Annotated in this window: 23 protein-coding genes and 1 pseudogene; 15 read left to right on the plus strand and 9 right to left on the minus strand. The window is 61.9% G+C overall.

The window, feature by feature from the left end; translation table 11 throughout:
• Window positions 1–118: 118 nt before the first annotated feature.
• On the minus strand, window positions 119–1,441 hold the full coding sequence (locus HHL22_RS01695) for a peroxiredoxin family protein (protein WP_169529237.1): 1,323 nt from the start codon (window positions 1,439–1,441) through the stop codon (window positions 119–121).
• A 221-nt stretch (window positions 1,442–1,662) separates the two neighbouring features.
• Here HHL22_RS01695 and HHL22_RS01700 point away from each other — a divergent pair, with 221 nt between their 5' ends.
• Window positions 1,663–3,942 (plus strand): aconitate hydratase, encoded by a 2,280-nt coding sequence (locus HHL22_RS01700; protein ID WP_169529238.1) that lies wholly within the window; start codon window positions 1,663–1,665, stop codon window positions 3,940–3,942.
• 73 nt (window positions 3,943–4,015) lie between these two features.
• On the opposite strand, the gene HHL22_RS01705 is transcribed toward HHL22_RS01700, so the two are convergent.
• Window positions 4,016–4,369 (minus strand): winged helix-turn-helix transcriptional regulator, encoded by a 354-nt coding sequence (locus tag HHL22_RS01705; RefSeq protein WP_169529239.1) that lies wholly within the window; start codon window positions 4,367–4,369, stop codon window positions 4,016–4,018.
• A 200-nt stretch (window positions 4,370–4,569) separates the two neighbouring features.
• On the opposite strand from HHL22_RS01705, the gene HHL22_RS01710 reads away from it, so the two are divergent.
• Window positions 4,570–5,166 (plus strand): FMN-dependent NADH-azoreductase, encoded by a 597-nt coding sequence (locus tag HHL22_RS01710; protein ID WP_169529240.1) that lies wholly within the window; start codon window positions 4,570–4,572, stop codon window positions 5,164–5,166.
• 124 nt (window positions 5,167–5,290) lie between these two features.
• Window positions 5,291–5,749 carry a peptide-methionine (R)-S-oxide reductase MsrB gene (gene msrB / locus HHL22_RS01715; RefSeq protein WP_169529241.1) on the plus strand — a complete coding sequence of 153 codons (459 nt, stop codon included), beginning with the start codon at window positions 5,291–5,293 and terminating at the stop codon, window positions 5,747–5,749.
• Here the strand turns inward: msrB and HHL22_RS01720 are convergent.
• Entirely contained in the window at window positions 5,746–6,345 is a 600-nt protein-coding gene (locus tag HHL22_RS01720) for a TMEM175 family protein (RefSeq protein WP_169529242.1), read from the minus strand. The genes msrB and HHL22_RS01720 overlap by 4 nt on opposite strands.
• 118 nt (window positions 6,346–6,463) lie before the next feature.
• Between HHL22_RS01720 and HHL22_RS01725 the strand changes: the two genes are divergently transcribed.
• From HHL22_RS01725 to HHL22_RS01745, 5 genes and pseudogenes are all read left to right on the plus strand, one after another.
• Entirely contained in the window at window positions 6,464–6,817 is a 354-nt protein-coding gene (locus tag HHL22_RS01725) for an ArsR/SmtB family transcription factor (protein ID WP_169529243.1), read from the plus strand.
• A 48-nt stretch (window positions 6,818–6,865) separates the two neighbouring features.
• Window positions 6,866–7,311, plus strand: a pseudogene (locus HHL22_RS01730) (DUF6428 family protein).
• A gap of 82 nt (window positions 7,312–7,393) precedes the next feature.
• The gene (locus HHL22_RS01735) at window positions 7,394–7,891 is read left to right on the plus strand and encodes a GNAT family N-acetyltransferase (RefSeq protein WP_169529244.1); all 498 of its coding nucleotides are present in this window, start codon (window positions 7,394–7,396) and stop codon (window positions 7,889–7,891) included.
• Between the two features lie 12 nt (window positions 7,892–7,903).
• A complete protein-coding gene (gene arsB, locus HHL22_RS01740; RefSeq protein WP_169529245.1) occupies window positions 7,904–8,980 on the plus strand; it encodes an ACR3 family arsenite efflux transporter in 1,077 nt (358 codons plus the stop codon).
• A 77-nt stretch (window positions 8,981–9,057) separates the two neighbouring features.
• Complete coding sequence (locus HHL22_RS01745) at window positions 9,058–9,537, plus strand: arsenate reductase ArsC (RefSeq protein ID WP_169529246.1); 480 nt, start codon at window positions 9,058–9,060, stop codon at window positions 9,535–9,537.
• 11 nt (window positions 9,538–9,548) lie between these two features.
• Here HHL22_RS01745 and katG read toward each other — a convergent pair whose 3' ends face one another.
• Window positions 9,549–11,762: a catalase/peroxidase HPI gene (gene katG / locus HHL22_RS01750; RefSeq protein WP_169530936.1), complete on the minus strand. Its 2,214-nt coding sequence runs from the start codon at window positions 11,760–11,762 to the stop codon at window positions 9,549–9,551.
• Between the two features lie 383 nt (window positions 11,763–12,145).
• Here katG and HHL22_RS01755 point away from each other — a divergent pair, with 383 nt between their 5' ends.
• Complete coding sequence (locus HHL22_RS01755) at window positions 12,146–12,901, plus strand: nucleotidyltransferase domain-containing protein (protein WP_169529247.1); 756 nt, start codon at window positions 12,146–12,148, stop codon at window positions 12,899–12,901.
• A 24-nt stretch (window positions 12,902–12,925) separates the two neighbouring features.
• Here the strand turns inward: HHL22_RS01755 and HHL22_RS01760 are convergent, their stop codons facing one another.
• Window positions 12,926–15,151, minus strand: coding sequence for a TonB-dependent receptor (locus HHL22_RS01760; RefSeq protein WP_169529248.1), 2,226 nt, complete (start codon window positions 15,149–15,151; stop codon window positions 12,926–12,928).
• A gap of 128 nt (window positions 15,152–15,279) precedes the next feature.
• Between HHL22_RS01760 and HHL22_RS01765 the strand changes: the two genes are divergently transcribed.
• Entirely contained in the window at window positions 15,280–16,359 is a 1,080-nt protein-coding gene (locus HHL22_RS01765) for a DNA polymerase beta superfamily protein (protein WP_169529249.1), read from the plus strand.
• A 14-nt stretch (window positions 16,360–16,373) separates the two neighbouring features.
• Here HHL22_RS01765 and HHL22_RS01770 read toward each other — a convergent pair whose 3' ends face one another.
• Window positions 16,374–17,240 carry an endonuclease/exonuclease/phosphatase family protein gene (locus HHL22_RS01770; RefSeq protein WP_169529250.1) on the minus strand — a complete coding sequence of 289 codons (867 nt, stop codon included), beginning with the start codon at window positions 17,238–17,240 and terminating at the stop codon, window positions 16,374–16,376.
• Between the two features lie 48 nt (window positions 17,241–17,288).
• Complete coding sequence (locus tag HHL22_RS01775; RefSeq protein WP_169529251.1) at window positions 17,289–18,884, minus strand: glycoside hydrolase family 32 protein; 1,596 nt, start codon at window positions 18,882–18,884, stop codon at window positions 17,289–17,291.
• A gap of 164 nt (window positions 18,885–19,048) precedes the next feature.
• Between HHL22_RS01775 and HHL22_RS01780 the strand changes: the two genes are divergently transcribed.
• Entirely contained in the window at window positions 19,049–20,035 is a 987-nt protein-coding gene (locus HHL22_RS01780) for an acyl-ACP desaturase (RefSeq protein ID WP_169529252.1), read from the plus strand.
• A gap of 127 nt (window positions 20,036–20,162) precedes the next feature.
• Here the strand turns inward: HHL22_RS01780 and HHL22_RS01785 are convergent, their stop codons facing one another.
• Complete coding sequence (locus tag HHL22_RS01785) at window positions 20,163–20,444, minus strand: DUF427 domain-containing protein (RefSeq protein WP_169529253.1); 282 nt, start codon at window positions 20,442–20,444, stop codon at window positions 20,163–20,165.
• A 164-nt stretch (window positions 20,445–20,608) separates the two neighbouring features.
• On the opposite strand from HHL22_RS01785, the gene HHL22_RS01790 reads away from it, so the two are divergent.
• Together HHL22_RS01790 and HHL22_RS01795 are read left to right on the plus strand one after the other, a co-directional pair.
• On the plus strand, window positions 20,609–21,718 hold the full coding sequence (locus HHL22_RS01790; RefSeq protein WP_169529254.1) for a vWA domain-containing protein: 1,110 nt from the start codon (window positions 20,609–20,611) through the stop codon (window positions 21,716–21,718).
• Between the two features lie 85 nt (window positions 21,719–21,803).
• Complete coding sequence (locus HHL22_RS01795; RefSeq protein ID WP_169529255.1) at window positions 21,804–22,364, plus strand: TlpA family protein disulfide reductase; 561 nt, start codon at window positions 21,804–21,806, stop codon at window positions 22,362–22,364.
• Between the two features lie 10 nt (window positions 22,365–22,374).
• On the opposite strand, the gene HHL22_RS01800 is transcribed toward HHL22_RS01795, so the two are convergent.
• Complete coding sequence (locus HHL22_RS01800; protein ID WP_169529256.1) at window positions 22,375–23,307, minus strand: c-type cytochrome; 933 nt, start codon at window positions 23,305–23,307, stop codon at window positions 22,375–22,377.
• Between the two features lie 256 nt (window positions 23,308–23,563).
• On the opposite strand from HHL22_RS01800, the gene HHL22_RS01805 reads away from it, so the two are divergent.
• A complete protein-coding gene (locus tag HHL22_RS01805; RefSeq protein ID WP_169529257.1) occupies window positions 23,564–24,544 on the plus strand; it encodes a hypothetical protein in 981 nt (326 codons plus the stop codon).
• A gap of 123 nt (window positions 24,545–24,667) precedes the next feature.
• A complete protein-coding gene (locus HHL22_RS01810) occupies window positions 24,668–26,188 on the plus strand; it encodes a sigma 54-interacting transcriptional regulator (protein ID WP_169529258.1) in 1,521 nt (506 codons plus the stop codon).
• The last annotated feature ends 22 nt before the right edge of the window (window positions 26,189–26,210 follow it).

Raw genomic sequence — 26,210 nt, forward strand, 5'->3', positions numbered from 1 at the left:
ACCGGGTGCCAGTAGTGCAACGCAGCGCCCAGTTGGAGCCGGGCGCTACAAAAAAGCTCCACCGCCCTAGGGGCAATGGAGCTTCCAAACGACGGCGCCGCGTGAAGGTTGCGTGAGCTTACTCGCGCAGCAGTTTGTCTACCGTATTGTTGAAATGGGCGATTTCCTCGTCGTAGTATTTGCCCGTGCCCGGCCCCGAAAAGCCCGTGCGAATGCTGCGTACCACGCCTTTCCGGTCGAGAAAAATGGTGGTGGGAAAGCCCAGAAACTTCGCCAACTGCGGAATGGATTTGGCTACCGAGTCTTTATTGGAGGTGCCCGCCACGGCCAGGTCGTAGCCAATGCTATAGCGCTGCCGCAGGGTGCGGAGCCGCGCCGCCGCCTGCGCGTAGTCGGGGCTGCGCTCGTAGCCCAGGCCGATTATTTCTACGCCGCGGCTGCGGTTTTTGGCGTACCAGGGGGCTAGGTAGGCGGTTTCGTCCATGCAGTTGGGGCACCACGAGCCCAGGATTTGCAGCACCACCACCTTGCCCAGGTAGCGCGGGTCGGTAAGCGAGATGCGCCCGCCCGGCTGGATGCTCGGGAAGTTGAAATTCAGCCGCGACTCGCCCTTCTTTAAATAGGTTAGCGTGTCGGCATCGGGTAGCTTGGCGCTGGGGTCGTAGGTAGCCGTCCAGGTTTCGTGCCCCCCTAGGCCGGAGTAGTAGTTGCCGCGCAAGGTTTGGTGGCCCACGTAAGCGCCGGTAAACAGAAAGGCGTGGCCGCCATCGAAGGTGCTCAGGCGCAGGCGCAGCGTGTCGTTTACCGTTTTGAGGCTGCCCGCCAGGTAGCGGTAGTCGCCGGTGGTGGTCAGGAAAGTGCCCGTCAGCGCATCCTGGCTAGCCCCTTGGTTGTATTTAAAAATGCCCACCGCCGGGTAAGACCCGCCGTCCTTGTAAAAGAACGTGGTTTTGTAAGTCGCGCCCTTCAGCAAGTCCTGGTGCAGGACGGGCAGCACGTCGCCCGCCGTGCCGTTGCTGTCAAATTGCAGCGGCTGCTGGCCCGCCGTGGCTACCAGCGGCACCCGGTACGGCGTCTTGGTATCATATTTCACCCAGGTGCCCTGCAGCTTGCCCTGGCCCGCGGCGCGCACCACCAGCGCCGCGTCGAACACGTGCAGGCGAATGGTCACCGAGTCGCCCGCGGCCGAAATAGAGTCGCAGCGCAGGCGCTCTTCGCCGTTCAGGCCCTTGTTGAGGAGGTAAACGACTGGATTGTTAGCTTCCGTCTTGACCTCGAACAAAAATGGCAGCTGCTGGCCCTGCATGGCCAGCTCGCCGCGCCAGGGGCCGGGCGTGAGCAGCGCCGCCACCGAGGTGGCGGTAGTAGCATCGGGCTTGGAGTTGCAGGCGGCCAGCAGGCCTATGGCCGCCAGGGGTAGCTGCCGAATAAGGAAACGCATACGCGTGAAAATCAAGTAGTGGCTTAGGGCAGCCGTAGCCGCCAAATATAAAATGGTTTGCCGGCCGAAGCGCCGGGGCAACTTGCCGTCGCTGCCGCGAGCGGTATCGTGCGCTCATAACCACCACGCAATTCAGACTGTTTCTAAGTATGCGCGTAAACTAGCATCCAGCCCCCCGGCGCGTTACTTTTGCTCCCAAGCTACATTTTCCCCACTCTACTATGGCGTTTGACCTTGATATGATTCGGGCCGTGTACGCGGGCCTCGGCTCGCGCATCGAAGCGGCCCGCACGGCCGTTGGCCGCCCGCTTACCCTGACCGAAAAAATCCTCTACGCCCACCTCTACGGCGGCAAGCAAGGCGAAGCTTTCCAGCGCGGCGTGAGCTACGTGGACTTCGCGCCCGACCGCGTGGCCATGCAGGATGCCACCGCCCAAATGGCGCTGCTCCAGTTCATGCAGGCCGGCAAAGCCTCGGCCGCCGTGCCCAGCACCGTACACTGCGACCACCTCATCCAGGCCCGCGACGGCGCCACTGAGGACCTGGCCGAAGCCAATGCCGAAAACAAGGAGGTATACGACTTCCTAGCCTCGGTTTCCAATAAGTACGGCATCGGCTTCTGGAAGCCCGGCGCCGGTATTATCCACCAGGTGGTGCTCGAAAACTACGCCTTCCCCGGCGGCATGATGATTGGCACCGACTCGCACACCCCCAACGCGGGTGGCCTGGGCATGATTGCCATCGGCGTAGGCGGCGCCGACGCCGTGGACGTGATGGCCGGCATGCCCTGGGAACTGAAGTTCCCGAAGGTGATTGGCGTGAAGCTCACTGGCAAGATGAGCGGCTGGACGTCGGCCAAGGACGTGATTCTGCGCGTGGCCGGCATCCTGACCGTAAAGGGCGGCACCGGCGCCATCGTAGAGTACTTCGGCGAAGGGGCCGAGAGCCTGAGCTGCACCGGCAAAGGCACCATCTGCAACATGGGCGCTGAGATTGGGGCTACCACCTCGGTATTCGCCTACGACGAGAAGATGGGCGACTACCTACGCAGTACCGACCGCGCCGACATCGCCGACTTGGCCAAGGGTCAGTGGGACCACCTGCGCGCCGACCCGGAGGTGTACGACAACCCGAAGGATTTCTACGACCAGCTCATCGAAATCGACCTCAACACGCTGGAGCCCTACGTAAACGGTCCCTTCACGCCCGACGCGGCGTGGCCGATTTCGGAGTTTGCCGCCGCCGTGAAAGAGCACGGCTGGCCCGAGAAGCTGGAAGTAGGCCTTATCGGCTCGTGCACCAACTCCAGCTATGAGGACATTACCCGCGCCGCCAGCATCGCCAAGCAAGCTGTAGACAAGGGCCTGCACGTAGCCGCTGAGTTCACTATCACGCCCGGCTCGGAGCAGGTGCGCTATACGGTGGCCCGCGACGGCCTGCTCGACACGTTTGCCGAAATGGGCGGCGTGGTGCTGGCCAACGCCTGCGGCCCATGCATCGGCCAGTGGGCCCGCCACACCGACGACCCCAAGCGCCGTAACTCCATCATTACGAGCTTCAATCGCAACTTTGCCAAGCGCAACGACGGCAACCCCAACACTCACGCCTTCGTGGCCTCGCCCGAAATCGTGACGGCCTTCGCCATTGCCGGCAGCCTGGCCTTCAACCCCGTTACCGACACGCTGCCCGGTAAAGATGGTCCTGTGAAGCTCGACGAGCCCCAGGGCATCGAGCTGCCGCCGGCTGGCTTCGCCGTGGAAGATGCGGGCTTCCAGGCCCCGGCCACCGATGGTTCGGGCGTGGAGGTGCTGGTGAGCCCCACCTCGCAGCGCCTCGAACTCCTAGCCCCCTTCGCGGCTTGGGAGGGCACCGACCTGCTAGGCCTGCGCCTGCTCATCAAGGCCCAGGGTAAATGCACCACCGACCACATCAGCATGGCTGGGCCGTGGTTGAAGTTCCGCGGGCACTTGGACAACATCTCCAACAACATGCTCATCGGGGCCACCAACGCCTTCAACGGCGAAACCAACTCGGTGAAGGACCATGGCACCCAGGGCGAGCCCTACGTGCCAGTGCCACAAGCCGCGCGCGTGCTCAAGAGCCTGCACATCGGCTCGGTAGTGGTGGGCGACGAGAACTACGGCGAAGGCAGCTCGCGCGAGCACGCCGCCATGGAGCCGCGCCACCTGGGCGTGCGCGCCGTGCTGGTGAAGTCGTTTGCCCGCATTCACGAAACCAACCTGAAAAAGCAGGGTATGCTGGCCCTGACCTTCGCCAACAAGGCTGACTATGACCTGATTCAGGAGGACGATGTAATTGATATCTTGGGCTTAACCAGCTTCGCGCCCGGCCAGCCGCTGCAAGTGCGCCTGCGCCACGCCGACGGCGACACGGACCTCATTACGGTGAACCACACCTATAATGAAGGCCAGATTGGTTGGTTCAAGGCCGGTTCGGCACTGAATTTGATAAAGCTGCAAGAGGCCGGGCAAGCCGTGTAGGAGGAGTGCCCGTTCAGCCTATTGAGAAACGGCCGCCCTGGTTTCCGGGGCGGCCGTTTTGCGTTTGTTCCGCCTAGCTAGCCTGGGCGGCATCGAGACGCTGCTGGTGCTGCTGGCCCCACGCTCGCAGTACATCGATAACGGGGTCGAGGGTACTGGCATATGGGAGGGCTTCGTACACCACAACTATCGGTGGGCCGGGGTGCACGGTGCGCTGAATGAGCTGATGCGCTTCCAGGTCCTTCAACTCCTTGGCTAGCACCTTGGTGGAAATACCTGGTACGCTGCGCTCTAGGCCGCGAAAATGCCGGGCACCCGAGAGCAGGGCCACTAGTATTTGCAGTTTCCATTTGCCGTTGAGAACGACCAGCGCGCTGCGCAGGGAATTGATAGTGGCGGTACACTGGGTGGCATCGTGGTGTGGCATGGCGGTCAGCTGGGAGAAGTAGGGCTACTGATGAGCTGCTTACCAGCAGGTAATCATACTACCGGTAGGTAATCTGTAGTTGGTGTAAAGGTAGAACAAACGGGAATCTGATTACTTTCTGTAATCAAGCTGCCAGTGCGATTGGTAGCAACCGAGCGGGCCTAACCGCCCAAAAGTTTCACCTTTTTAGTTAACCACTCATGCAAATTTTGCAAATCATTTCGAGCGCCCAAGGCGCTAAGTCCTACAGTACTCAGCTGAGCCAAGGCATCATCGATAAGCTGCTGGCCGCGCATCCAGGCAGCCAAGTGGTAGTGCGCAATCTGGCAGCCAACCCGCTGCCTTACCTAGAGGAAGCCCATTTGCAAGCCTATTTCACGCCCGCTGAGAGCCGCTCTGCCGAGCAGCAAGCCGCCGTGCACCACTCCGATGAAGCCATTGCGCAGGTGCAGGGCGCTGACGTGCTAGTCATTGGAGTACCGTTTTACAACTTCACCGTGCCCGCCTCGCTCAAGTCGTGGCTCGACCATCTGACGAGGGCGAACCTTACCTTTCGCTACACCCCCACCGGCCCCGAGGGATTGATTACCGGCAAAAAAGTGTACCTAGCCATTGCCAGCGGCGGCATCTATTCGGCCGGGCCGATGCAGGCCAACGATTTCGCCGCTCCTTACCTGCGCTGGATGTTGGGCTTCCTGGGCATGACTGATGTAACGGTAGCGCGGGCCGAAGGCGTGAAGCTACCCGAATTGCAAGCTCAGGCTGTGCAAAAAGGTATTGATAGCGTAACGGTGTAGAGTAGCCGGAACTTCCTAGCTGCTTCGCTGTTACACTCCTGCATACCATGCAAGCCATCCGGCCCCGGCTGGAATGTTGCAAGCCCGACCCGGCAACGGGCCGGGCTTTTTTGTTATCCTCCTGATGCTCCACTGGCGCGATATCCTCACCTACGCCCGCTATAGCAACCCCGAACCCCCTATGCGGGTGGTGCTAACCGAAGCCGAGTGGCAAGCGCGCCTGCCACCGGCGCAGTACCGGGTGCTGCGCCAGCAGCACACCGAGCCGCCCTACCGCAATGCCTTTTGCCGCAGCTACGAGCCAGGCGTGTATGCCTGCGCGGGCTGCGGTAGCCTTCTGTTCGACTCCGCCACCAAGTACCACGCTATCTCGGGCTGGCCCAGCTTTACGCAGCCGCTGGCCAAAAATGCCCTAGGGTACTATTTCGACGACAGCCACCGTATGCAGCGCGTGGAGGTGCGCTGCAACGTGTGCGGCGGGCACCTGGGGCACGTTTTTCCCGATGGGCCGGCACCGAGCGGCGTGCGCTACTGCCTGAACTCGGCGAGCTTGCGCTGGCTGGCGCCGGGCGCCGGGGCCTAGGCTTCCGCCTCGGCCGGCTTGGTAGCCGCGAGCGCCCGCTCGATGCGCGGGTCGGGCGCCAGCCAAAGCAGGGCCACCAGCACGTAGCAAGCCCCCGATACCCACGTATTGAAGAAGCTGCTGCCAATGCCCACGCAGTACAGCAGCGGTGAAACCTTGCCTTTCCAGTCGTGCCCAAGTGCTTGGCCCAGCGTAGAGTTGCGGCCGTTTACGGCCAGCAAGCGGTTTTGCAAAATACTGAAGGCCAAGGCCGACATCAGCAGCACTACGCCGTAGAGGGCCAGTGTGGCCGGGGCAAAGTGGTTTTCGCCCATCCAGCCCGTGGCCACCGGCGTCATCGAGAGCCAGAACAGCAAGTGTAGATTGGCCCATAGCACGCCGCCGCTGATGCGCGTCACGCCCGTCAGCAAGTGGTGGTGATTGTTCCAGTAAATACCCACGTACACAAAGCTTAGCACGTAGCTCAGAACCACCGGCAGCAGTGGCCGTAGCGCCGCGAAGCTGTCGCCGTGCGGCACCTTCAGCTCCAGCACCATGATGGTAATGATGATGGCAATAACCCCATCACTAAAAGCTTCGAGGCGGGTTTTGTGCATGGCAGCGGTTTTGTTGGCGAAGGTAGGCGGATTTGGCAGCGCGAAAAAGCGAGCCAGGGGAGAGTCCTACGGTAGAAGTTTATGACGTATGTTTGCGTCATACTTAGCTAGATCGTTTGTGACTTACGCCAAGACTACCGTTTTTACCGAGCAGCAGCAGCAGCTGTCCCGCGTGGCTAAGGCCCTAGGGCACCCAGCGCGGGTGGCCATTATTGAACTGCTGGCCGGCAAGACCACCTGCATTTCGGGCGACATAGCTGCCGAGCTGCCCCTCTCGCGCACCACCGTGTCGCAGCACTTGCAGGAGCTGAAGGCGCTGGGTCTGATACGAGGTGAAATTGATGGCCTCACCATCTGCTACTGCCTCAATACCGAATTGCTACGCCAGGTGCAGCAGCAGTTCGCAGCCTTTTTTAGCGCGGCCACCGCTACCAATGCGTGCGGACCTGCTACCGATGCCTGTGCCTGCTGATTAACTATTGCTCTCCCTGCCTACTAGAAATTTATGCGTATCGCCGAAATGAAGCAGGCCCTGGTGGGCTTGGCCGCCGTAAGTTTTAAGCTGCCAAATGGCACGTACCTGCCGCCCCATTTTCACGTGACGGAAGTGGGCCGGGTCACCAAGCATTTTATTGACTGCGGCGGCGTGGAGCGCTTCGAAACCCTAGCTAACTTCCAGCTTTGGGAAGCCGGCGACTACGACCACGGCTAGCGCCGCAAAAATTCCTGCATATTCTGCACGTAGCGGAGCGAATCTTGGGCAGTGAGGAGTTGGGTATTGAGGTAGAATACCAGCAAAATACCATTGAAAAGTTCGGTCTCGACTTCGACGGCACCGACTTTCTGCTGGTGCCCAAGCACACGGCCTGCCTGGCGCCAGATACCTGCGGGCTCTCGGGCAGCCAGTCGCTGGCGCTGCCCCAGCTGCAAGTAGCTGGCTGCACACCGGGCGCCGGCTGCTGCTAGAATCCAGTTGCGTCGTTTGGCTGGCCGCCCAGGTCCGGCTCTTATTGCTTGCAAGCAGGCTTTTAACCCCACCGCTTCTGCCATGACGCAGCTACTGCCTTTGCTACCTGCGCACTGGCCCGCCGTGCGCGCCATTTATGAGCAGGGCCTGGCCACCGGCCAAGCCACCTTCACTACCGCAGCACCTAGCTGGGAAGAGTGGGACCGTAGCCACCTAACCCACTGCCGCCTGGTGGCCGTGGCCGACGCGGGGCCGGTGCTGGGCTGGGCGGCGCTGTCGCCCGTGTCGAGCCGCCACGTGTACGCGGGCGTGGCCGAAGTCAGCATCTACATTGCCGCCGCGGCGCGGGGCCGGGGCGTGGGGCGGCAGCTGCTGGCGGCGCTGGTGGCCGAGTCGGAAGCGCAGGGCCTGTGGACGTTGCAAGCCAGCATTTTTCCTGAAAACCAGGCTAGTGCGCGGCTGCATCAGGCCCTCGGGTTTCGGGTGGTGGGCCGGCGCGAGCGCATCGGCTGCCTGGCCGGCACCTGGCGCGATACGCTGCTGCTGGAGCGCCGCAGCCTGCGCGTAGGCGTGGCTTAAAAGCTTATAAACATGGAGATTACGCAACAAGCTGTCCCGCCCGCCACGGCGGTGGCCGAGAAAAAACTGTCTGGCCTCGACCGGGGCCTTACGCTCTGGATTTTCTTGGCGATGGCCCTAGGGGTGGCCCTGGGTTACGCTGTGCCGGGCATCAACGGAGCCATCACGTACTTCTCGGTGGGCACGGTAAACGTGCCGCTGGCCCTCGGGCTCCTCCTAATGATGTATCCGCCGCTGGCCAAGGTGAAATACGAGCAGTTGCCAGTGGTTTTTCGCAATACGCGCATCATCGGGCTCTCGCTATTTCTGAACTGGATATTGGGGCCGCTGCTGATGTTCTTGCTGGCCATTTGGCTGCTGCCCGATAAGCCAGAGTATAGGATGGGGCTGATACTTATTGGTAGTGCCCGCTGCATTGCGATGGTGCTGGTTTGGAATGACCTAGCCGACGGTAGCCGCGAGTACGCGGCCGGGCTGGTGGCGCTCAACTCCATCTTTCAAGTGCTGTTTTACTCGGTCCTGGCTTGGCTGTTTATCACCGTGCTACCGCCTTATTTTGGGCTGAAAGGCTACGCGGTGAACATCGGCATCGGTGACATTGCCCAGAGCGTACTCGTTTATCTGGGCATTCCCTTCGCGGCGGGTTTTCTCTCGCGCCTCGTGCTGCGCCGCCTGAAGGGCGATGCGTGGTACGAAAACGTCTACCTGCCCGCCATCAGCCCCGTTACGCTGGTGGCATTGCTACTGACTATCGTGCTCATGTTTAGCCTGAAGGGCGCAACCATCGTGCGCATTCCGCTCGACGTGCTGCGCATTGCCCTGCCGCTAGGTTTATACTTTGGCAGCATGTTCGTGTTCAGCTTCGCGGCGGGTAAGTACCTAGGGGCCAGCTACGCCGAAAATGCCAGTATCGCTTTCACGGCCACCGGCAACAATTTCGAGCTGGCCATTGCCGTGGCTATCGGGGTGTTTGGCCTGAACTCGGGTCAGGCTTTCGCCGGCGTCATCGGTCCGCTGATTGAAGTGCCGGCGCTGATTGCGCTGGTCAACCTGGCGTTCTGGTTCCGGCGCCGCTGGTACCCGGCGTAGCGCCCGTACGAGTGCCCTAAGACTGTCAGGTTATGCAGAGCATTTGCGAACTTTTAAACGAACTCAGTATCAGCTAGATGAATCCTAAAAATATCCTAGTGCTCTGCACTGGTAATTCCTGCCGCAGCCAACTGCTGCACGGCTACCTGCAGCAGTTGCTGGGCCCTAGGGCCCGCGTGTACTCGGCCGGGGTGGAGATGCACGGCCTAAACCCCCGCGCCGTGCACGTGATGGCCGAAGACGGTGTAGACATTAGCCAGCATACCAGCAACCACGTCGAGGAATACGCCGCCGTGCCCTTCGACTACGTGCTCACCGTGTGCGACCACGCGCAGGAGGTGTGCCCGGTGTTCTCATCCAGCGCCAAAAAGCTGCACCACAACTTTCCTGACCCTGCTAAAGCCACCGGCAGCGAAGAAGACATTATGCAGCAGTTTCGAAGTGTGCGCGACCAGGTGAAGCAGTACGCGCAGGCCTTCATAGCAGCTGATTTTTTAACCGTTTATTACCCACAAAAAAACGCCGCCCCGTTGCCAGGGCGGCGTTTTTCAAGCTAGTTAGGCAGTAATTACGCCTTCTTCAAATCAAAGCGGTCGGCGTCCATCACCTTGGCCCAGGCGGCCACGAAGTCGTGCACGAACTTGGCGTTGGCGCGGTGGGTGCCGTACACCTCGGAGATGGCGCGCAACTCCGAGTTCGAGCCGAAAATGAGGTCCACGCGGGTGCCGGTCCATTTCACCAGGTTGGTTTTGCGGTCGCGGCCTTCGAATACCTGGTCGGCGTCGGAAGTGGCTTTCCAGGTGGTGCCCATGTCGAGCAGGTTCAGGAAGTAGTCGTTGCTGAGCACGCCAGGGCGGTCGGTGAACACGCCGTTTTTCGAGCCGTCGTAGTTGGCGTCGAGCACGCGCAGGCCACCTACTAGCACCGTCATTTCGGGGGCGGTAAGGGTCAGGAGCTGGGCGCGGTCGATGAGCATGGCCTCGGGCGCAGCGGCGTGGTTGGCCGCCAGGTAGTTGCGGAAGCCATCGGCTTGCGGCTCCAGGGCCTCAAACGACTGCACGTCGGTTTGCTCGTGGGTGGCGTCGGTGCGGCCGGGGTGGAAGGGCACTTGCACGTCGAAGCCGCCTTCCTTGGCGGCCTGCTCGATGGCCACGTTGCCGCCCAGCACGATGAGGTCGGCCAGCGATACCTTTTTGCCGCCGGTCTGGGCCGCATTAAACTCGTTTTGGATGCCGGTCAGCACGTCGAGCACTTTGCTCAGCTCGGCCGGGTTGTTGGCGTCCCAGTACTTCTGGGGGGCTAGGCGGATGCGGGCACCGTTAGCGCCGCCGCGCTTGTCGGAGCCGCGGAAGGTCGAGGCCGAGGCCCAGGCCGTGCGAATGAGCTGCGCGCCGCTGAGGCCGCAAGCCAACAGCCGGTCTTTCAGGGTCTTGATGTCCTGCTCGTCAATCGGCGCGTAGTCGGCGGCGGGCAGCGGGTCTTGCCAGATGAGAACTTCGCCCGGCGTCTCGGGGCCTACGTAGCGCGAGAGCGGGCCCATGTCGCGGTGCGTGAGCTTAAACCAGGCGCGGCTGAAGGCATCAGCAAACTCCTCGGGGTTTTCGTGGAAGCGGCGCGAAATCTTCTCGTAAATCGGGTCTTCGCGCAGGGCGATATCCGAGGTTAGCATGAAGGGCTGGTGCGACTTGTTGGGGTCGTGGGCGTCGGGAATCATGCCCGCGCCGGCGTCGCCCTTGGGCTTCCACTGGTGCGCCCCGGCGGGGCTCTTGGTCAGCTCCCACTCAAAGCCGAACAGGTTGTTGAAGTAACCGTTGCTCCACTTGGCGGGGGTAGCGGTCCAGGCGCCTTCGAGGCCGCTCGTGATGGTGTCGCCGGCGTTGCCGGTGCCATACGAGTTGAGCCAGCCCTTGCCTTGCTGCTCGATGCCGGCCGCGGCGGGCTCGTGGGCGATGTACTGGGCGGGGTCGGCGGCGCCGTGGGTTTTGCCGAAGGTATGGCCGCCCGCAATTAGGGCCACCGTTTCCTCGTCGTTCATGGCCATGCGGCCGAAGGTTTCGCGGATGTCGCGGGCCGACCCTAGGGGGTTGGGGTTGCCGTTAGGGCCTTCGGGGTTCACGTAGATGAGGCCCATCTGCACGGCGGCCAGCGGGTTTTCGAGCTGGCGGTCGCCGGTATAGCGCTTGTCGCCGAGCCACTCACGCTCCGAGCCCCAGTACACTTCCTCCATCGGCTCCCACTGGTCGGCGCGGCCGCCCGAGTAGCCGAAGGGCTTGAGGCCCATCGACTCCAGGGCGCAGTTGCCGGCCAGAATCATGAGGTCAGCCCAGGAAATTTGCTCGCCGTACTTCTGCTTGATGGGCCACAGCAAGAGGCGGGCCTTGTCGAGGTTGGCGTTGTCGGGCCAGCTGTTGAGCGGAGCAAAGCGCTGCATACCCGCGCCCGCGCCGCCGCGCCCGTCCGAGATGCGGTAGGTGCCGGCCGAGTGCCAGGCCATGCGGATAAAGAACGGGCCGTAGTGGCCGTAGTCGGCCGGCCACCAATCCTGCGAGGTGGTCATCAGCTCAAACAGGTCCTGCTTTACGGCGTTGAGGTCCAGCTTCTTGAACTCCTCCACGTAGTTGAATTCGGCGCCCATGGGATTGGATAGCACCGAGTGCTGGCGCAGGATGCCGAGCGGCAATTGGTTGGGCCACCAGTCGCGGTTGCGGGTGCCGCCGCCGGCCGTGTGCTGCTGCGCCATGCCCGACAAGAAAGGGCACTTGGCCACCGAGGCATCGTTCATGAAGTGCTCCGTGGTGTTGGACGCGGGCGGGTGTTGGTTATGCTCGTCAGCCATTGGGTAGGTGGTAATAGGTTGAAAGTTGAAAATAAATAATTGGGTGCGGCCGTAGCCGCGGCCTAAAAAAGTAAAGGCAAGCCGCGCAGATTACCGGCAACCGACGCGTAGGTTTGGGAAAAGCCAGTAAAAAATTTTGGCATTTTGGTAAAAAGCCGGCTGGGTAATGTACAAGGCCACTGGGCCTTGTTTTGTTTAACAAAAGTAGTATAAATTCTCAACAAACTGCACGCCCGCCGTTTTTTTGCTACCTTTTGTTGAAGCTATTGCTACCGCGCGCCGCTTGCGCCCAGAGCCTTAGTAAACGTTAGCCCGCCGTTTTTCACTCCATGCAAACCCGCATTTCCGCCGCGCTGGCCACCCTCGAAGCTGAGCGCGGCATCCGCATCCTCTACGCCTGCGAGTCGGGTAGCCGGGCCTGGGGCTTTCCCTCGCCCGATTCCGACTACGACGTGCGCTTTATCTACGTGCAGCCGCTGGCCTGGTACCTAGGGCTCGACGAAGGCCCCGACACCCTCAACTTCCCCGTTGATGACGAGCTGGACCTGGCCGGCTGGGAACTGCGCAAAACGCTGCGCCTGCTGCGCGGCAGCAACGCCGCCCTCTTCGAGTGGCTGCAATCGCCCATCGTGTACCACGAGGCCCTGGGGTTTCGGGCGCGGCTAAAGCCGCTGCTGCCGCTAGCCTTCAACCTGAAAGCGGGCCTGCACCACTACCTAGGGCAATTGCGGCGCGGCGTGGAGGAAGATTTAATTGGCGAGGAAGTGCGCCTGAAACGTTTGTTCTATGCCCTGCGCTCGGCCCTGGCCGCCTGCTGGATACGCGAGCGGCACGCGCTGCCGCCGATGGAGTTTCAGCCGCTGCGGGCGCTGCTGCCGGCCGAGCTGCAAGGCGCGATAGATGAGCTATTGGCCCAAAAAGCGCATTCCAATGAGAAAACGACGGTGCCTAGGGCCGCCGCACTGGTCGAGTTCCTGGCGGCGGAGTACGCGGCCGGACAGGCGGCGCGGGATAGGCTGCCCGCAGTTCGCCCGGCGGGACTGGGCGAGGCGCTGGATGCGGTGCTGCGGGAGTGGGTAGCTTAGAATCAAATAGTTTAAGCTATAGTGTTACTGCCCGAAGCGCCAATTCAGCGACAGGTTTACCACCCGCCCTTCTACCGGCGCCCACAGCTCGCGGAAAATGGGGCTGCGGAAGCTGCCGCCCACGGGCAGCACCACCCGCTCGCGGCGCGTTTGGCGGTAGTCGAAGACGTTTTCGGCGTTGAGCACCACCGTCCAGGGGCCGGTGCGATAGCGCAGCAGCGCCGCCACAATAGGGTAGCCGGGCGTGGTAGTGCCGTCGCTCAGGTACTGCTGGCCGGTGTAGCTGGCCTCGATGCCGCCGCCAAAATGCTCGCCGAACTCCTGCACTAGCACGGCCGCCAGCTTGTGGCGGGCCGCTAGCTCCACGTTGGGGTTCGCGGCATCGTAGAGGCGGCGGGCGTAGGTAAAGACGTAACCTAGATAGAGTTCTGTTTCATTAGCCCGCAGGCGCAGGTAGGTTTCGAGGCCCTTGGTGACGACGGGCGCGGGCGCGTTTTGCCAGGTGAGCGGGCCGCTGCCGGGCTGGTAGCTGGCCGCGCCGGGGCCACCCACAATGCCGCCATCGGGCAGGATGAGCGGGGTTGAAAGGCGCGTGTAGAAAAACGATTGGTTGAGGTTCAGCACCGTTTTAGGGCCTAGGCGGCGCTCGTAGTTCAAGTCGCCGTTTAGGCCCTGCGAGGTTTCGGCCGTCAGGCCGCGCAGCGGCTGCACCTGCGGGTAGTCGCGCTCGTCGAGGGCATTCACGTAGGGCACGGGCACGCGGTACCCTAGGCCCCCATTGAGGCGGGCCGTGAGCTGGTCGGTGAGGTGCCAGAGCACCGCGAGGCGCGGCAGCACGAAGCCGCCGTACTGGTTGTGGTGGTCGTAGCGCAGGCCGGCTTGCAGGTTGAAGCGCGGCGAGGGCGTCCAGTTATCCTGGGCAAACACCCCTAGGGTCTGGTAGGTGTAGGGGCTGAGCAGGGGCGTGGCGCTGCCGTCGGCAGTGCGCAGCAGCTCGCCGTTGAGGTTGGCGCCGGCCACGAGAGTATTGTTGTGGCCTAGCTCGTGCAGGTAGTTGGCTTCGGTGTAGTAGGTGGTTTGGTAGGCCTTAAAAGCCACCGTGTTGGTTTGCACATCGCGCCCGAAGTTGGTAACCGCCCCCTTGAGCGTCAGGCGGCCGGTTCCCACGCTGTCATTGGTGTACACGGCATCGAGGGTGTGGCGCTGGCTGGTGTTGTTGACGAAATAGGCCGGCCCGCCCAGCGTTTCCGCGTCGTCGCGCAGGGCCTGCTGCTGGCCGCCGCGCCGGCTTTCGAAGGTGCCGGTGTAGCCCACGGCCAGCTGGCTATTGGCGTTGGGATAATAAAATAGCCTAGGGTGCACCGTGAGGTTGCGCACGCGGGGCACGTCCACGAAGCCGTCGCCGTCTACGTCCACGTCCTGCTGCCGCGTGAGGCCGGCAAACACCGAGTAGCCGAAACGCTGGTTGCGCTGCGCCGCAAAGCCGTTGAGGTTGGTTTCGTTGAGCGTCGTTTGGTTGAGCGTGGCCGTAAACTGCGGCTTGCTGAGCGTGGGCGTCTTGCTCACCAAATTCACCAGGCCCGCGATGGCCCCGCCCCCAAACAGCGTCGAGTTGGAGCCCTTCAGCAACTCAATCTGGCGCAAGTCGAGGGGCGGCACCGACAAAATGCCGAAGCTGCCCGCGAAGCCGCCGTAGAGCGGCAGCCCGTCGCGCAAAATCTGCGAGTACTGCCCCTGCAAGCCCTGGATGCGCAAATCGGCATTGCCGGTAGTGGGCGAAGTCGGCTGAATCTGGGTGCCCGCGATGTCGCCGAGCAGGCTGGCGATGTTGCCGGGCTTGATGCCGTTCTCCTCCTGCATCTCCTCCTCACCCAGCACCTCCACGCGCTCGGGCTGGTCCTCGATGCGCGAGTTGGTGCGGGTGGCCGTGACTACTACTTCGTCGATTTCGGCAGCGCTGGGGGCTAGGAGCAGAGTAATGGGCGCGCCGCCGGGGGCGGGAGCGAGTAGAATACGGGGCTTATAGCCAAGCGCTTCGACCCGCAGGCGAGTGCCCGCGGCCGGCGCGGGCGCTAGCTGCACCGCCCCCTGGGCATCGGTGGTGCCGCCGATGCCGGTGCCCGGCACGCCCACGCTGGCTCCAACGAGCGGCTGGCGGCTGACGGAGTCGCGCAGGGTAAAGCGCAGGCTCTGCGCCAGCAAGGTGGCCGGTAGCAGCAGCAAAAGCGCGAATACAAAACGATGCAGCATAGCAGAGGCAGAACCGGCTTTAGTGAAATCCAGGTGTTTTTTTGGCAAAGCACGGCCCACAGTCTGGGTAAAAGCTGAATTTTGCCTGAAAGTAGCTTGGGGCGCAGCGCCTGGGCTACTTTGCGCCCATGACCATTGCCGACTTGCGCCAGCAGCGCCTGATTCTGTTCGAAGCCATCAGCGGCAGCCGCGCCTACGGCACTAACTTGCCGCACTCCGATACCGACCTGAAGGGCGTATTCGTGCTGCCCGAAAAAGACTTTTTTGGCCTCGGCTACGTGCCACAAGTGGCCAACGAAACCAACGACGAGGTATTCTACGAGTTGCGCCGCTTCGTGGAGCTGCTGCTCAAAAACAATCCCACCGTGCTGGAGCTGCTCGGCACGTCGCCCGACTGCATCGTCTACCAGCACCCGCTGTTCAACCAGTTTCGGCCCTCAGACTTTCTCTCCAAGCTCTGCCGCCAAAGCTTTGCCGAGTATGCGGTGGCGCAAATCCGCAAGGCCAAGGGCCTGAACAAGAAAATCAACCACCCCGAGCCGCCCGGCCGCAAGTCGGTGCTGGACTTTTGCTACGTGACGGTGGGCGCCGGCGCGCAGCCGGCCGAGGTGTGGCTGGGCCGCCAGGGCCTGCGCGCCACCCAGTGCGGCCTGGCCAATGTGCCGCACCTCACCGACCTCTACGCCCTGTTTGTGGATGGCACGCCGAACCAGGCCCTAGGGTACCGCGGTCTGGTGCGCGACCCCGATACCAGCCAGGACGTGCAGCTCTCGGCTGTGCCGAAAGGGGAGGCGCCGGTGGCGTACTTGTCGTTCAACCGCAACGGCTACAGCTCCTACTGCCGCGTATTTCGCGAGTACTGGGAGTGGGTGGAGAAGCGCAACCAGGAGCGCTACGCCAACACCGTGCAGCACGGCAAAAACTACGACGCCAAGAATATGCTGCACGTCTTTCGCTTGCTGCAAATGGCCGAGGAAATTGCCTTGACCGGCCAGCTCCAGGTGCGCCGCCCCAACCGCGAGTTCCTGCTTCAAATCCGACGCGGCGAGTTCGAGTATGCCGAATTGGTAGCCGAAGCCGAGCTGCTGGTGGCGCGGGTCGAGGCCGCCTTTGCCGCCTCGCCGCTGCCCGAAACGCCCGCTGCCGCCGCGGCCGAAGAAACCCTGCGCCGGGTGCGCCAAGCCTTTTACGCCGCTCACCCGGCCTAGGCCCCTTGCCGGCGCTAGCGCGTTTTGGTAGGCAGCACCACGTCGGCCACCACCGGGAAATGGTCGGATGGGTAGCGGCCGCGCAGCGAGTCGGTGAGCACGCCGTAGGTTAGTACCTGGCTGCCGGGACTCACGAAGATGTAGTCGATGCGGTCGGCTAGGGGCGCGGCCAGGTCGAAACCCTGGAAGGTGCCCACCGGGCCATAGGGCGGGGTGGTGCTGCTGGCGCGGGCGTCGCGCAACGGGCCTTGCATGGCTTTAATCTGCTCGGTGTCGGGCGTCGAATTGAAGTCGCCGGTGCAGATAACGGGCGCGCTACCGGCGATTTCGGCAATCTTGCGCACCATCAGCTTGCCCGACTCGCGCCGGGCCACCACGCCTTGGTGGTCGAAGTGCACGCTGAAAAAATAGAACTCCTGCTTGGTTGCCAGGTCTTTAAACTGGGCCCAGGTGCAGATGCGGTTGCAGCAGGTGGCGTCCCAGCCCTTGCCCGGCTTGTCGGGCGTCTCGCTCAGCCAGAAGTCGCTAGTTTTGAGCAGCTGCAGGCGGCTTTTGCGGTAGAAGATGGCCGAGTGCTCGCCCGCCTCGCGCCCGTCGTCGCGCCCGCGCCCCACGAAGGCGTAGTCGCGCAGCTCGGCAATGTCGTTGAGCTGGTCCCGAAAGCCCTCCTGCGTGCCAAACACGTCGAAGTGGTGGTAGCGCACCAGGTCCTTCACCATCTCCTTGCGGTTGGGCCAGGCATTGGGGCCATCGCTGGCCGTGTTCATGCGCAGGTTGTAGGTAGCCACGCGCAGGGGCGGCGGCGCTACTCGCCCTAGGGCCAGCTGGCTGGTAAAGAGGCAGGTAAGCAAGTAGCTTATCCAAAGAAAACGCAAGTTCATGCTACGGGTAAATGCTGGTGGAAAAGTAGGTAGGTGGTGGCTGGCAGGTTATTTCTCCCAAATCGACTTCATGCCCATCACCTCCACCACCGGTAGCTGCAAGCCCTTCGCTTGCAGCGCCAGGCCGGTAAAAGGCTGGCTGGGAAAGAAGATGCCCGTCAGGCAGGTACGCCCGCCGTCGGCAAACAGCTCCACCGAGGCCGCGTCGATAACCAGGCCGATTTCCTGCGCGTTGCCGCGCGCCTGGCGGGGCGCGTAGGCCACCCGGGTAAAGCCCTTATCGGCCGGCGCAAACGTGACGTTGCCCGACTGGCTGCGGTCGAAGTAATACTGCTTCTTGGTGTGGTCGTAGCCAATGAGCACGCGCTCATTCTTACCGTTGCTCAGCTCCACCGCCCAGGTTTGGGCCCGCGGCACGTTGAAATGCAGCGTGTAGCGGCCGGTGGGGTGCTTGAGGTGGCGGGCCAGGTCGTAGCGGCCCTGCACCTGCACGTTGGGCAAGCTCACGAAATCCTCGGCCAGGCGGCCCACCAGCCCTTCCACAGGGCGCGAGGTAAGCAGCAGCTCGCTGGCCCTAGGGCCGGGGCGCAGCGTGAGGGTACGCGGCACGGTCATGGCGCTGCGCCAGGGGCTGGTGGGCACCTGCTGGCCATATTCCCAGTTGCTCATCCAGCCAATGTAAGTGGGGCGGCTGCCCTTCGGCAGGTTGGCCCAGGTCACGCCCGCGTAGTTGTCGGGGCCGTAGTCGAGCCAGCGCGTGCCGGGCTGGCTGGTACTGAACGTCTTGCCATCAAACTTGCCCACGAAGTACTGCGTGGCCGAGCCGCCGTTGGGCCCGCCGGGGTTCATGTTCACAATCAGCACCCAGTGCGGCAGGCCCGCCGAGTCGGGCACCGCCACCAGGTCGGGGCACTCCCACACGCCGCCGTGGGCCCCTAGGGTTTGGCCAAAGTCACTGAGCTTCACCCAGCTGGTCAGGTTCTTAGAGGCGTAAAACTCCACGTGGTCGTGGGCCGACAGCGCCATTACCCACTGCTTCTGGGCGGGGTGCCAGCTCACCTTGGGGTCGCGGAAGTCGCGGCTGCCCTGGTTTTTCAGCACCGGGTTATGGGCGTACTTCGTCCAGGTCTGGCCGTGGTCGAGGCTGTAGGCCAGGCACTGGCTTTCCACGTCCTGGCGGTTGGCCTTCTCCTTTTCGGTGCTGTGGGCCGTGTACAGCGCCACCAGCGGGGCGGGCTGGCCGGGCCGCCCCAGGCCGCTGGTATTGGCCGAGTCGAGCACCGCCGAGCCCGAAAAAACCAATCCTAGGCTATCGGGCGCCAGGGCCGTGGGCTGTGGCTGCCAGTGCACCAGGTCGGGGCTGGTGGCGTGGCCCCAGTGCAGGTTGCCGGCCACGTTGGCGGTGGGGTTTTGCTGAAAAAACAGGTGGTACGTGCCGTTTTCGTACACCAGCCCGTTGGGGTCGTTCATCCAGTTTTTGGGCGGCGAAAAGTGAAATTGCGGCCGGTATGGCTCGTTGTAGAGAGCACCGGGGCTAGGTGCCGCCGCTGCGGGCGCGCTAGTCGACTGCGACGAAGTGGGCGACGACTGGCAGGCAGCTAGGGCCGCCAGGGCCAGGAGCGCGGCCGCGGTAAACTTGAGCATGAGGGTAGGATAAGGCGGGGAAAATTAGTCCCGGCCGCGCACTTGTTGGCGTAGCCGTTGGGCTTTTCTTCTTAAAATGCCTTAATCCTGTACCCAAAAAACTCAACTAAAAACAGACCTTCGCGCGTTCTTTCAGCTGCCGCTCATCTGCCGCTTACTCTACTATGCTTATCTCCGACGAACTACTTATTTCCCGTGGCCACGTTCTCGAACAACTCGAAGGGTATCTAAAGGATAACATCTATACCTTTCTGAAACCCGTTGAGGACAGCTGGCAACCCGGCGATTTCTTGCCCGATTCGCGCCGCGATACCTTCTTCGCCGAGGTGAAGGAGTTGCGCGAAAAAGCCAACGGCCTGAGCTACGACCTGCTGGCCGTGCTCATCGGCGATACCATCACCGAAGAAGCCCTGCCTAACTATGAGGCTTGGTTTCATGAGCTGGACAACCTAAAGCGCGACCGCGACAACGGCTGGGCCAAGTGGATACGGGGCTGGACGGCCGAGGAAAACCGTCACGGCGACTTGCTCAACCGCTACCTCTACCTCTGCGGCCGCGTCAACATGCGCGAGATGGAGGCCTCGACCCAGCACCTCATCAACGACGGCTTTGACCTGGGCACCGCCCACGACCCGTACCGCGCCTTCGTGTACACGAGCTACCAGGAAATGGCCACTAATGTGTCGCACCGCCGCGTGGGCCAGCTGGCCCGCCAGGCCGGCGACGACCAGCTCTCGAAAATCTGCGGCATGATTGCCGGCGACGAGAACCGCCACGCCAAGGCCTACAAAACGTTTATCTCGATGATTTTCGACCTCGACCCCAGCGAGATGATGCTGGCTTTCGAGGATATGATGCGCAAAAAAATCGTGATGCCCGCCCACTACATGCGCGAGCTGGGGGTGGACATGGGCAAAACCTTCGGCCACTTCACCGACGCCGCCCAGCGCATCGGCGTCTACACCAGCCAAGACTACACCGACATCTTGGATACGCTGCTCGACGAGTGGAAGATAGCCAGCCGCACCGGCCTGACCCCCGCCGCCCAAAAAGCCCAGGACTACGTGATGAACCTGCCCGCCCGCCTGCGCCGCGTGAGCGACCGCATGCCCGTGCCCAAACTCGAGTACCAGTTCAAGTGGATTAGCTAGCCCTAGGGGTAGTTTATACAAAAAGCCGCTTCTCTGCTTAGGAGGCGGCTTTTTCGTTTGTTGCCCGTTGCGATGCGCGGGACCCTAGGGCCGAAACTGCTAGTAACACGCTGGTAGCTGAAGCCGGCTACTGCTCAATCTTCACGCCTTTCCAGAAGGCTACCCGGCCTTTAATATTGTCGGCGGCCGGCTTGGGGCTGGGGTAGTACCAGGCAGCATCCTTGTTCAAGTCGCCGTTCACGCGCAGCGAGTAGTAGCTAGCCTGGCCCTTCCAGGGACAGGTAGTGTGGGCAATGCTGTCCTCAAAATACTCTTGCTTGAGGGCGTCGGCGGGGAAGTAGTGGTTGTTCTCGACCACTACCGTGTCGTTGCTTTCGGCTACGACGGTATTATTCCAAATGGCTTTCATAAAAAAATAAGGTCCTAGGGCCCGGTTACGTAATGGCTGAGTAGCAACAGGCTAGTTTGGCGCGGCGCGGTTGCTGATGGGCCGCCGCGCTGGGCTAGGCTGCTTAATTGAACATTGCCGCGCCGCGCCTTGTTTTCCTAGCCACTACGTACCTTGAGGAAACTATGGCTATTGGCGTTCGCTTTCGTGATTTTGTGCCCGATGAAAACCAGGGCGAGCAGGGCTTTGAGCAGCTCTTTAAGCTTTTTATGCAGCTCGTTACCATTACGAGCGGCGATGTGGGCGAGGCGCTGCAGTGGCTCAATGAGCTAGATAAGCAGTACGGCCTCACCAATGACGACTACGGAATGGGCAATTTCATCGAGGACCTGAAGAAAAAGGGCTACATCGATGAGAACGAGCAGGAGCGGGGTGAACTGAAAATCACTCCCAAAACCGAGCAGAAGATTCGCAAGAATGCGCTGGAAGAGGTGTTTGGCAAGCTCAAGCGCGGCAACACCGGCAACCATCGCACGCCCCACACCGGGCAGGGCGACGAGCAAAGTACCGACCTGCGCGAGTTTCGCTTCGGCGACTCGCTGGAGCAGATTCAGATGACCGAATCTATCCGCAATGCGCAGCTAAATCACGGCATGGACGGCGATAACTTCATGCTGACCGAGGGCGACCTGGAAGTGCGCGAGAATGAGCACAAGTCACAGACCAGCACGGTACTGATGATTGACATCTCGCACTCCATGATACTCTACGGCGAGGACCGCATCACGCCTGCCAAAAAGGTAGCTATGGCCCTGGCCGAGCTGGTGAAGCAGAAGTACCCCAAGGATTCGCTCGACGTGATTGTATTTGGCAACGACGCCTGGCAGATTGAGGTGAAGGACCTGCCTTACCTGCAAGTGGGCCCCTACCACACCAACACGGTGGCCGGGCTGGAACTGGCGATGGATTTGCTGCGCAAGCGCAAAACGCCTAACAAGCAAATCTTTATGATTACCGATGGCAAGCCTACGTGCCTCAAGGAGCCCGGCGGCTACTACAAGAACTCGTTTGGGCTCGACCGCAAGGTGGTGAACAAGACGCTGAACCTGGCCGCCGCCGCCCGCCGCATCAAAATCCCGATTACCACCTTCATGATTACCTCCGACCCGTATTTGCAGAAGTTTGTGGAGGAGTTTACGGAAGTCAACCAAGGCAAGGCCTATTACTCGGGCCTGAAGGGCCTAGGGCAGCTGGTGTTTGAAGACTACAAGAAGAACCGCCGCAAGTCGCTGTAGCTAAACAGGCGGCGTGCCCCGCGTTGCTACGCATGGAGTCCCCGGAAGTACGTACTTTCGGGGGCTTTCTTATTGCTGCTCTGCTATGCGCTACTTCCTATCCATCCTTTTGTTGCTAGGGGCGGTGCTCACTGGCGGGGCTCAACCTATTTCGTTGGCGCCGGGCGGGCGGCCCAGGCCAGCTACTGGGTCGCCGGTAGTGCCGTTGGCCAAGGGTATGGCAGCCCCTGCCTTCCGACTGATAAATACCAGCGGCCAGGCGGTGGCCCTGAGTGACTTGCGGGGCAAAGTAATGTACCTGGATTTTTGGTTTGCTGGCTGCAAGCCCTGCCTGGCCGAAGCCCCCGCGGCGGCCAAGCTGAAGCAGCAGTTTGCGGGGCAGGAGGTGGTATTCGCTTACATTTCCACCGAAACCAACGTGGACGACTGGAAGCGCAGCATTGAGCAGCACGGATTGGCCGGGCCCACCAGCGTGCACCTGCTCGACCCCGAAGGGCGCTACGCCACCCGGGCCTACCACATCGACGGCTTCCCGACCTACGTGCTGCTCGACCGCCGGAGCCGCGTGTGGAGCGGCAACGCCCCGCGCCCCTCCGACGGCTTGCCAGCCGTAAAAATGATTGCCCAGGCCTTGGCGGCCCGTTAGGCCCTAGGGCTTACTTAACGGCGGGCAGCCTCGGCACCGACTGCAGGTAGGCGTAGATGGCTTGTACTTCCGCGTCGGTCATGGCCGAGTACTTAGGCATGGGGTAGCGCACGGGGCCGTGCGGGCCCTGCCCGAAGCGCAGCGTGGCCGCCAGCTGGGCCGGCGACCAGCCACCAATGCCGGTGCCGGTGATATTGGCCGAGCGGATGGGCTGGCCCTGCTGGTCAAGCAGCAGGTTGCCGCCGCCCAGGTAGCCCGCCGATTTTTCCGGCTCTAGCGCGTTGTTGCTTTTGAAGTCCTTGGAGTGGCACTCGTAGCAGAGGTAGCGGCCTACCACCAGGTAGCGGCCATAGGCTACCGGGCTGCTAGCCGCCACAGGCCGCGCAGTGCTGGCGAGCAGCGGCGTGGGTTTCATCACGGTATTAGTGAGTGCCTTTAGCAGAAACGAGGGTTGCTGCGCGCGGCTAGGGGTAGGGTCGGCCCGCACCCACGGGCGGTCGGAGTGCAAAAAGGTCAGGATGGCCGCCAGGTCGTCGTCGGATAGGTAGGTGTAGTGGGGCATGATAAGCCGGTAGCGCCCATCGCGCCCCACTCCGGTGCGCAGCAGCACCGCTATTTCCGCATCGGTCCAGGCCCCAATGCCGTGCTGCTGGCTTTGCGTGATGTTGGACGAGTAGAGCGCGCCAAACTCGGTGGGCGTGTCGAGCAGCTGGTGCCCGCTGAGGCGGTTGGTTTGCTTGTTGAGGTGGCATTCGGCGCAGCTGGCGCGCACCAGATGCTCACCTAGCTCCACCTGGGCCGGCGTGTTGGTTAGGGTTGGCGCGGCCACTACGGGCACAGCGTAGTGCGGAACGCCGCGGGCAGCCACGAAAACAGCGAACCCAGCCAGTAGCAGCAGGCCAAAACCTAAGGCAATGCCCAGCCAACGTAAAGTCGGTTTCATGGAGCAGATAAACTAATTTTTGCTTGCAATTAAAGGTGAAAAAATAGCTTTATATTCAGGCGTTTTTACGTGTTTTACTCCTCATCTCAAAAAAAATATTGCACCTAGAGCCTTGATTGCGTGCTAGTAAGGCCTCTTATTCCGGCCAGGTGCGCGCTGCCCCGGTTGGTTGAGCTGCGTGCTACCCGGCGCGCGGTGCGTGCTCCTAGGCCCGTCGCTTCGAAAAAGCCCCTTCCTCACCCTCCTTTTTTAGTCTATGAAAAACTCTACTTTTACCCGCATCCTACTGGGGGTGCTAGTGCTGGCGATAATGGGCATGACCCTGAAAATAGTCAGCAGTAAAGCCGCGAAGCCCACTACCACCCTGGTGGAGGAGCCCGCGGCCGATACCGCCCACCCCGCGAAAGCTAGCGCCGCGCTCCACCCCGAGCAGGTATTCAACTACGTGCCCCTGAAGCCGGTAGGCGGCAAGCTGCGCGGGGTGGTGGAGCTGGGAGCCAGCGGATTCAACTCGTTTATTGTGCGCACCGATGCGCTTCACAACTGGCAGCTGCAAAAAGCGGAGTATGACAACAGCCTGATAATGGAGAACATGGCTTCCGACGAGGATATTCGGCGGGGGCTGCGCGCCTACATTACCAAGATGCTGGACTACGGCGTGGCCGGCCGCGACATTCACTTCGTGGTAAGCTCGGGCGCCCTGAAGGTGCTGGCTACCCACCGCATTGTGGCGCAGCTGGCGCACATGCACTACGTGGTGAACACCATGACGCCGGCCAAGGAAGCGGCCCTGGGCCTGAACGTGGCCCTGCCGCCGCTGTTTGGCGACCGGGCCTTCGTGGTGGATATCGGCTCGGGCGGCACCGAGATTTCGTGGCAGCAGGCAGGCAAAACGCAGTCGGTAGATACCTACGGCTCGAAATACTACGAGCACGGCGTGGCCGACGACGTGGTGGCGCTCGATGCCAAGCACCAGGCCGAGCAGGTGCCCATTAGCGTGTCGCAAACCTGCTTTATTATGGGCGGCGTGCCGTTTGAGATGGCCAAGCAGGTGCGCAAGGGCAAAGAGCGCTACACCGTCCTCAGCCCGCCGGATGAATACCAGTTTGAGAGCGCCAAGGGCAAGGCGGGGGTAGTTATTTATAAGGCAGTTGCGCAAGCTACTGGCTGCAAGAAGTTTATATTTGACTGGGACGCCAATTTTACGATTGGCTACCTGCTGTCGCTACCGCAGTAGGCGGGGCGCCGTGGGCCAGCCGCTGGCCCGGCTGGCGGCCCCTAGGGCGGCGGCCAGGCCCCAGGGTAAAATCTTGGCCGGGAGCGGCTGAACCTCAAGGCGCCCGTGGGAGTTTACTACCTGATGAAACACGACGCTATCCGCACCCTGGGCCAATTGCGCGCCAGCGGCTATCAACCCCGCTCCGTGAAAGAGGAATTGCGGGACAACCTCATTCAAAAACTTAAAAACAAAGAAGACGTTTTTCCGGGCATCTACGGCTACGAGGAAACGGTGATTCCGGAGCTGCAGCGCGCCATCTTGGCCGGGCACCACATCAATTTGCTGGGCTTGCGCGGGCAGGCCAAAACCCGCATCGCCCGCCTGCTCATCAACCTGCTCGACCCCTTCGTGCCGGTAGTGAAAGGCTCGGAGCTGAACGACGACCCACTGCAGCCGCTCTCGATTTACGCCAAAAACCTCATTGACGAGCGCGGTGACGATACGCCTATCACCTGGCTGGGCCGCGACGACCGCTACACCGAGAAGCTGGCCACGCCCGACGTGACCGTGGCCGACCTCATCGGCGACGCCGACCCCATCAAGGCCGCCACCCTCAAGCTGCCCTACAGCGACGAGCGGGTTATCCACTTCGGCCTGATTCCGAGGGCCCACCGCGGCATCTTCGTCATCAACGAGCTGCCCGACTTGCAGGCCCGCATTCAGGTGTCGCTGTTCAATATCTTGCAGGAAGGCGATATTCAGATTCGCGGCTTCAAGGTGCGGCTGCCGCTCGATATTCAGTTCGTGTTCACAGCCAACCCCGAGGACTACACCAATCGTGGTAGCATCGTGACGCCGCTCAAGGACCGCATCGACGCCCAAATCATCACGCACTACCCGAAGTCAATTGAGATTGGCAAGCGCATTACCAAGCAGGAAGCGCGCATTCGGGAAGAGCAGAAAGGGATGGTGACGAGCAACGAAATCGTGCACGACTTGGTGGAGCAGATTGCCATCGAGGCCCGCGGCTCGGAGTTTGTGGATGCTAAGTCGGGCGTGTCGGCCCGCCTCACCATCTCGGCCTACGAGCAGGTGGTGGCCGCCGCCGAGCGCCGGGCGCTGATTAACGGCGAGAAGCGCACCTACGTGCGCGTGGCCGACTTCGTGGCCGCTGTGCCCGCCATTACGGGCAAGGTCGAGCTGGTGTACGAGGGCGAGCAGGAGGGCGCGGGCATTGTGGCCGAGAAGCTCATGGGCAAGGCCATGCGCACGCAGTTCCTCAACTACTTCCCCGACCCCGACAAGGCTAAGAAGCTCAAGGGCCGCCCCAACCCCTACAAGGCGGTGCAGGACTGGTTTGGCAGCGGCAACACCCTGGATTTGCTGCACGACGGCCACGTAAACGACTACCGCGCCGCCCTCGACAAGGTGCCCGGTCTGCGCGACATCGTGAAGGAGCTGCACCCCAAGGAAGACGCCGATACCACGTACTTCCTGATGGAATTCCTGCTCTACGGCTTGGCCGAATACAGCCTCATCTCGCGTAATAAGCTCACCGGCGGCGCGCAGTTCAAGGACTTGCTGGCCAGCATGTTTACTATGCCCAGCTTCGGCGAGGATGATGACGACGACGAGGACGAGAAGCCCCGCCGCCGTCGCTAGGCCCTAGGGTACTAAGCAGCAA

This window comes from Hymenobacter polaris (genome assembly GCF_012927305.1).
GTDB lineage: Bacteria > Bacteroidota > Bacteroidia > Cytophagales > Hymenobacteraceae > Hymenobacter > Hymenobacter polaris.

Bases quoted from the DNA above. Each gene is read 5' to 3' on its own strand.
- HHL22_RS01780 (WP_169529252.1), top strand. From the start codon at position 19,049: ATGCTTATCTCCGACGAACTACTTATTTCCCGTGGCCACGTTCTCGAA.
- arsB (WP_169529245.1), top strand. From the start codon at position 7,904: ATGGAGATTACGCAACAAGCTGTCCCGCCCGCCACGGCGGTGGCCGAG.
- HHL22_RS01720 (WP_169529242.1), bottom strand. From the start codon at position 6,345: ATGCACAAAACCCGCCTCGAAGCTTTTAGTGATGGGGTTATTGCCATC.
- HHL22_RS01775 (WP_169529251.1), bottom strand. From the start codon at position 18,884: ATGCTCAAGTTTACCGCGGCCGCGCTCCTGGCCCTGGCGGCCCTAGCT.
- HHL22_RS01800 (WP_169529256.1), bottom strand. From the start codon at position 23,307: ATGAAACCGACTTTACGTTGGCTGGGCATTGCCTTAGGTTTTGGCCTG.
- HHL22_RS01790 (WP_169529254.1), top strand. From the start codon at position 20,609: ATGGCTATTGGCGTTCGCTTTCGTGATTTTGTGCCCGATGAAAACCAG.
- HHL22_RS01760 (WP_169529248.1), bottom strand. From the start codon at position 15,151: ATGCTGCATCGTTTTGTATTCGCGCTTTTGCTGCTGCTACCGGCCACC.
- HHL22_RS01705 (WP_169529239.1), bottom strand. From the start codon at position 4,369: ATGCCACACCACGATGCCACCCAGTGTACCGCCACTATCAATTCCCTG.
- HHL22_RS01735 (WP_169529244.1), top strand. From the start codon at position 7,394: ATGACGCAGCTACTGCCTTTGCTACCTGCGCACTGGCCCGCCGTGCGC.
- HHL22_RS01785 (WP_169529253.1), bottom strand. From the start codon at position 20,444: ATGAAAGCCATTTGGAATAATACCGTCGTAGCCGAAAGCAACGACACG.
- HHL22_RS01810 (WP_169529258.1), top strand. From the start codon at position 24,668: ATGAAACACGACGCTATCCGCACCCTGGGCCAATTGCGCGCCAGCGGC.
- katG (WP_169530936.1), bottom strand. From the start codon at position 11,762: ATGAACGATGCCTCGGTGGCCAAGTGCCCTTTCTTGTCGGGCATGGCG.
- HHL22_RS01770 (WP_169529250.1), bottom strand. From the start codon at position 17,240: ATGAACTTGCGTTTTCTTTGGATAAGCTACTTGCTTACCTGCCTCTTT.
- HHL22_RS01710 (WP_169529240.1), top strand. From the start codon at position 4,570: ATGCAAATTTTGCAAATCATTTCGAGCGCCCAAGGCGCTAAGTCCTAC.
- msrB (WP_169529241.1), top strand. From the start codon at position 5,291: ATGCTCCACTGGCGCGATATCCTCACCTACGCCCGCTATAGCAACCCC.
- HHL22_RS01755 (WP_169529247.1), top strand. From the start codon at position 12,146: ATGCAAACCCGCATTTCCGCCGCGCTGGCCACCCTCGAAGCTGAGCGC.
- HHL22_RS01745 (WP_169529246.1), top strand. From the start codon at position 9,058: ATGAATCCTAAAAATATCCTAGTGCTCTGCACTGGTAATTCCTGCCGC.
- HHL22_RS01700 (WP_169529238.1), top strand. From the start codon at position 1,663: ATGGCGTTTGACCTTGATATGATTCGGGCCGTGTACGCGGGCCTCGGC.
- HHL22_RS01695 (WP_169529237.1), bottom strand. From the start codon at position 1,441: ATGCGTTTCCTTATTCGGCAGCTACCCCTGGCGGCCATAGGCCTGCTG.
- HHL22_RS01805 (WP_169529257.1), top strand. From the start codon at position 23,564: ATGAAAAACTCTACTTTTACCCGCATCCTACTGGGGGTGCTAGTGCTG.
- HHL22_RS01765 (WP_169529249.1), top strand. From the start codon at position 15,280: ATGACCATTGCCGACTTGCGCCAGCAGCGCCTGATTCTGTTCGAAGCC.
- HHL22_RS01795 (WP_169529255.1), top strand. From the start codon at position 21,804: ATGCGCTACTTCCTATCCATCCTTTTGTTGCTAGGGGCGGTGCTCACT.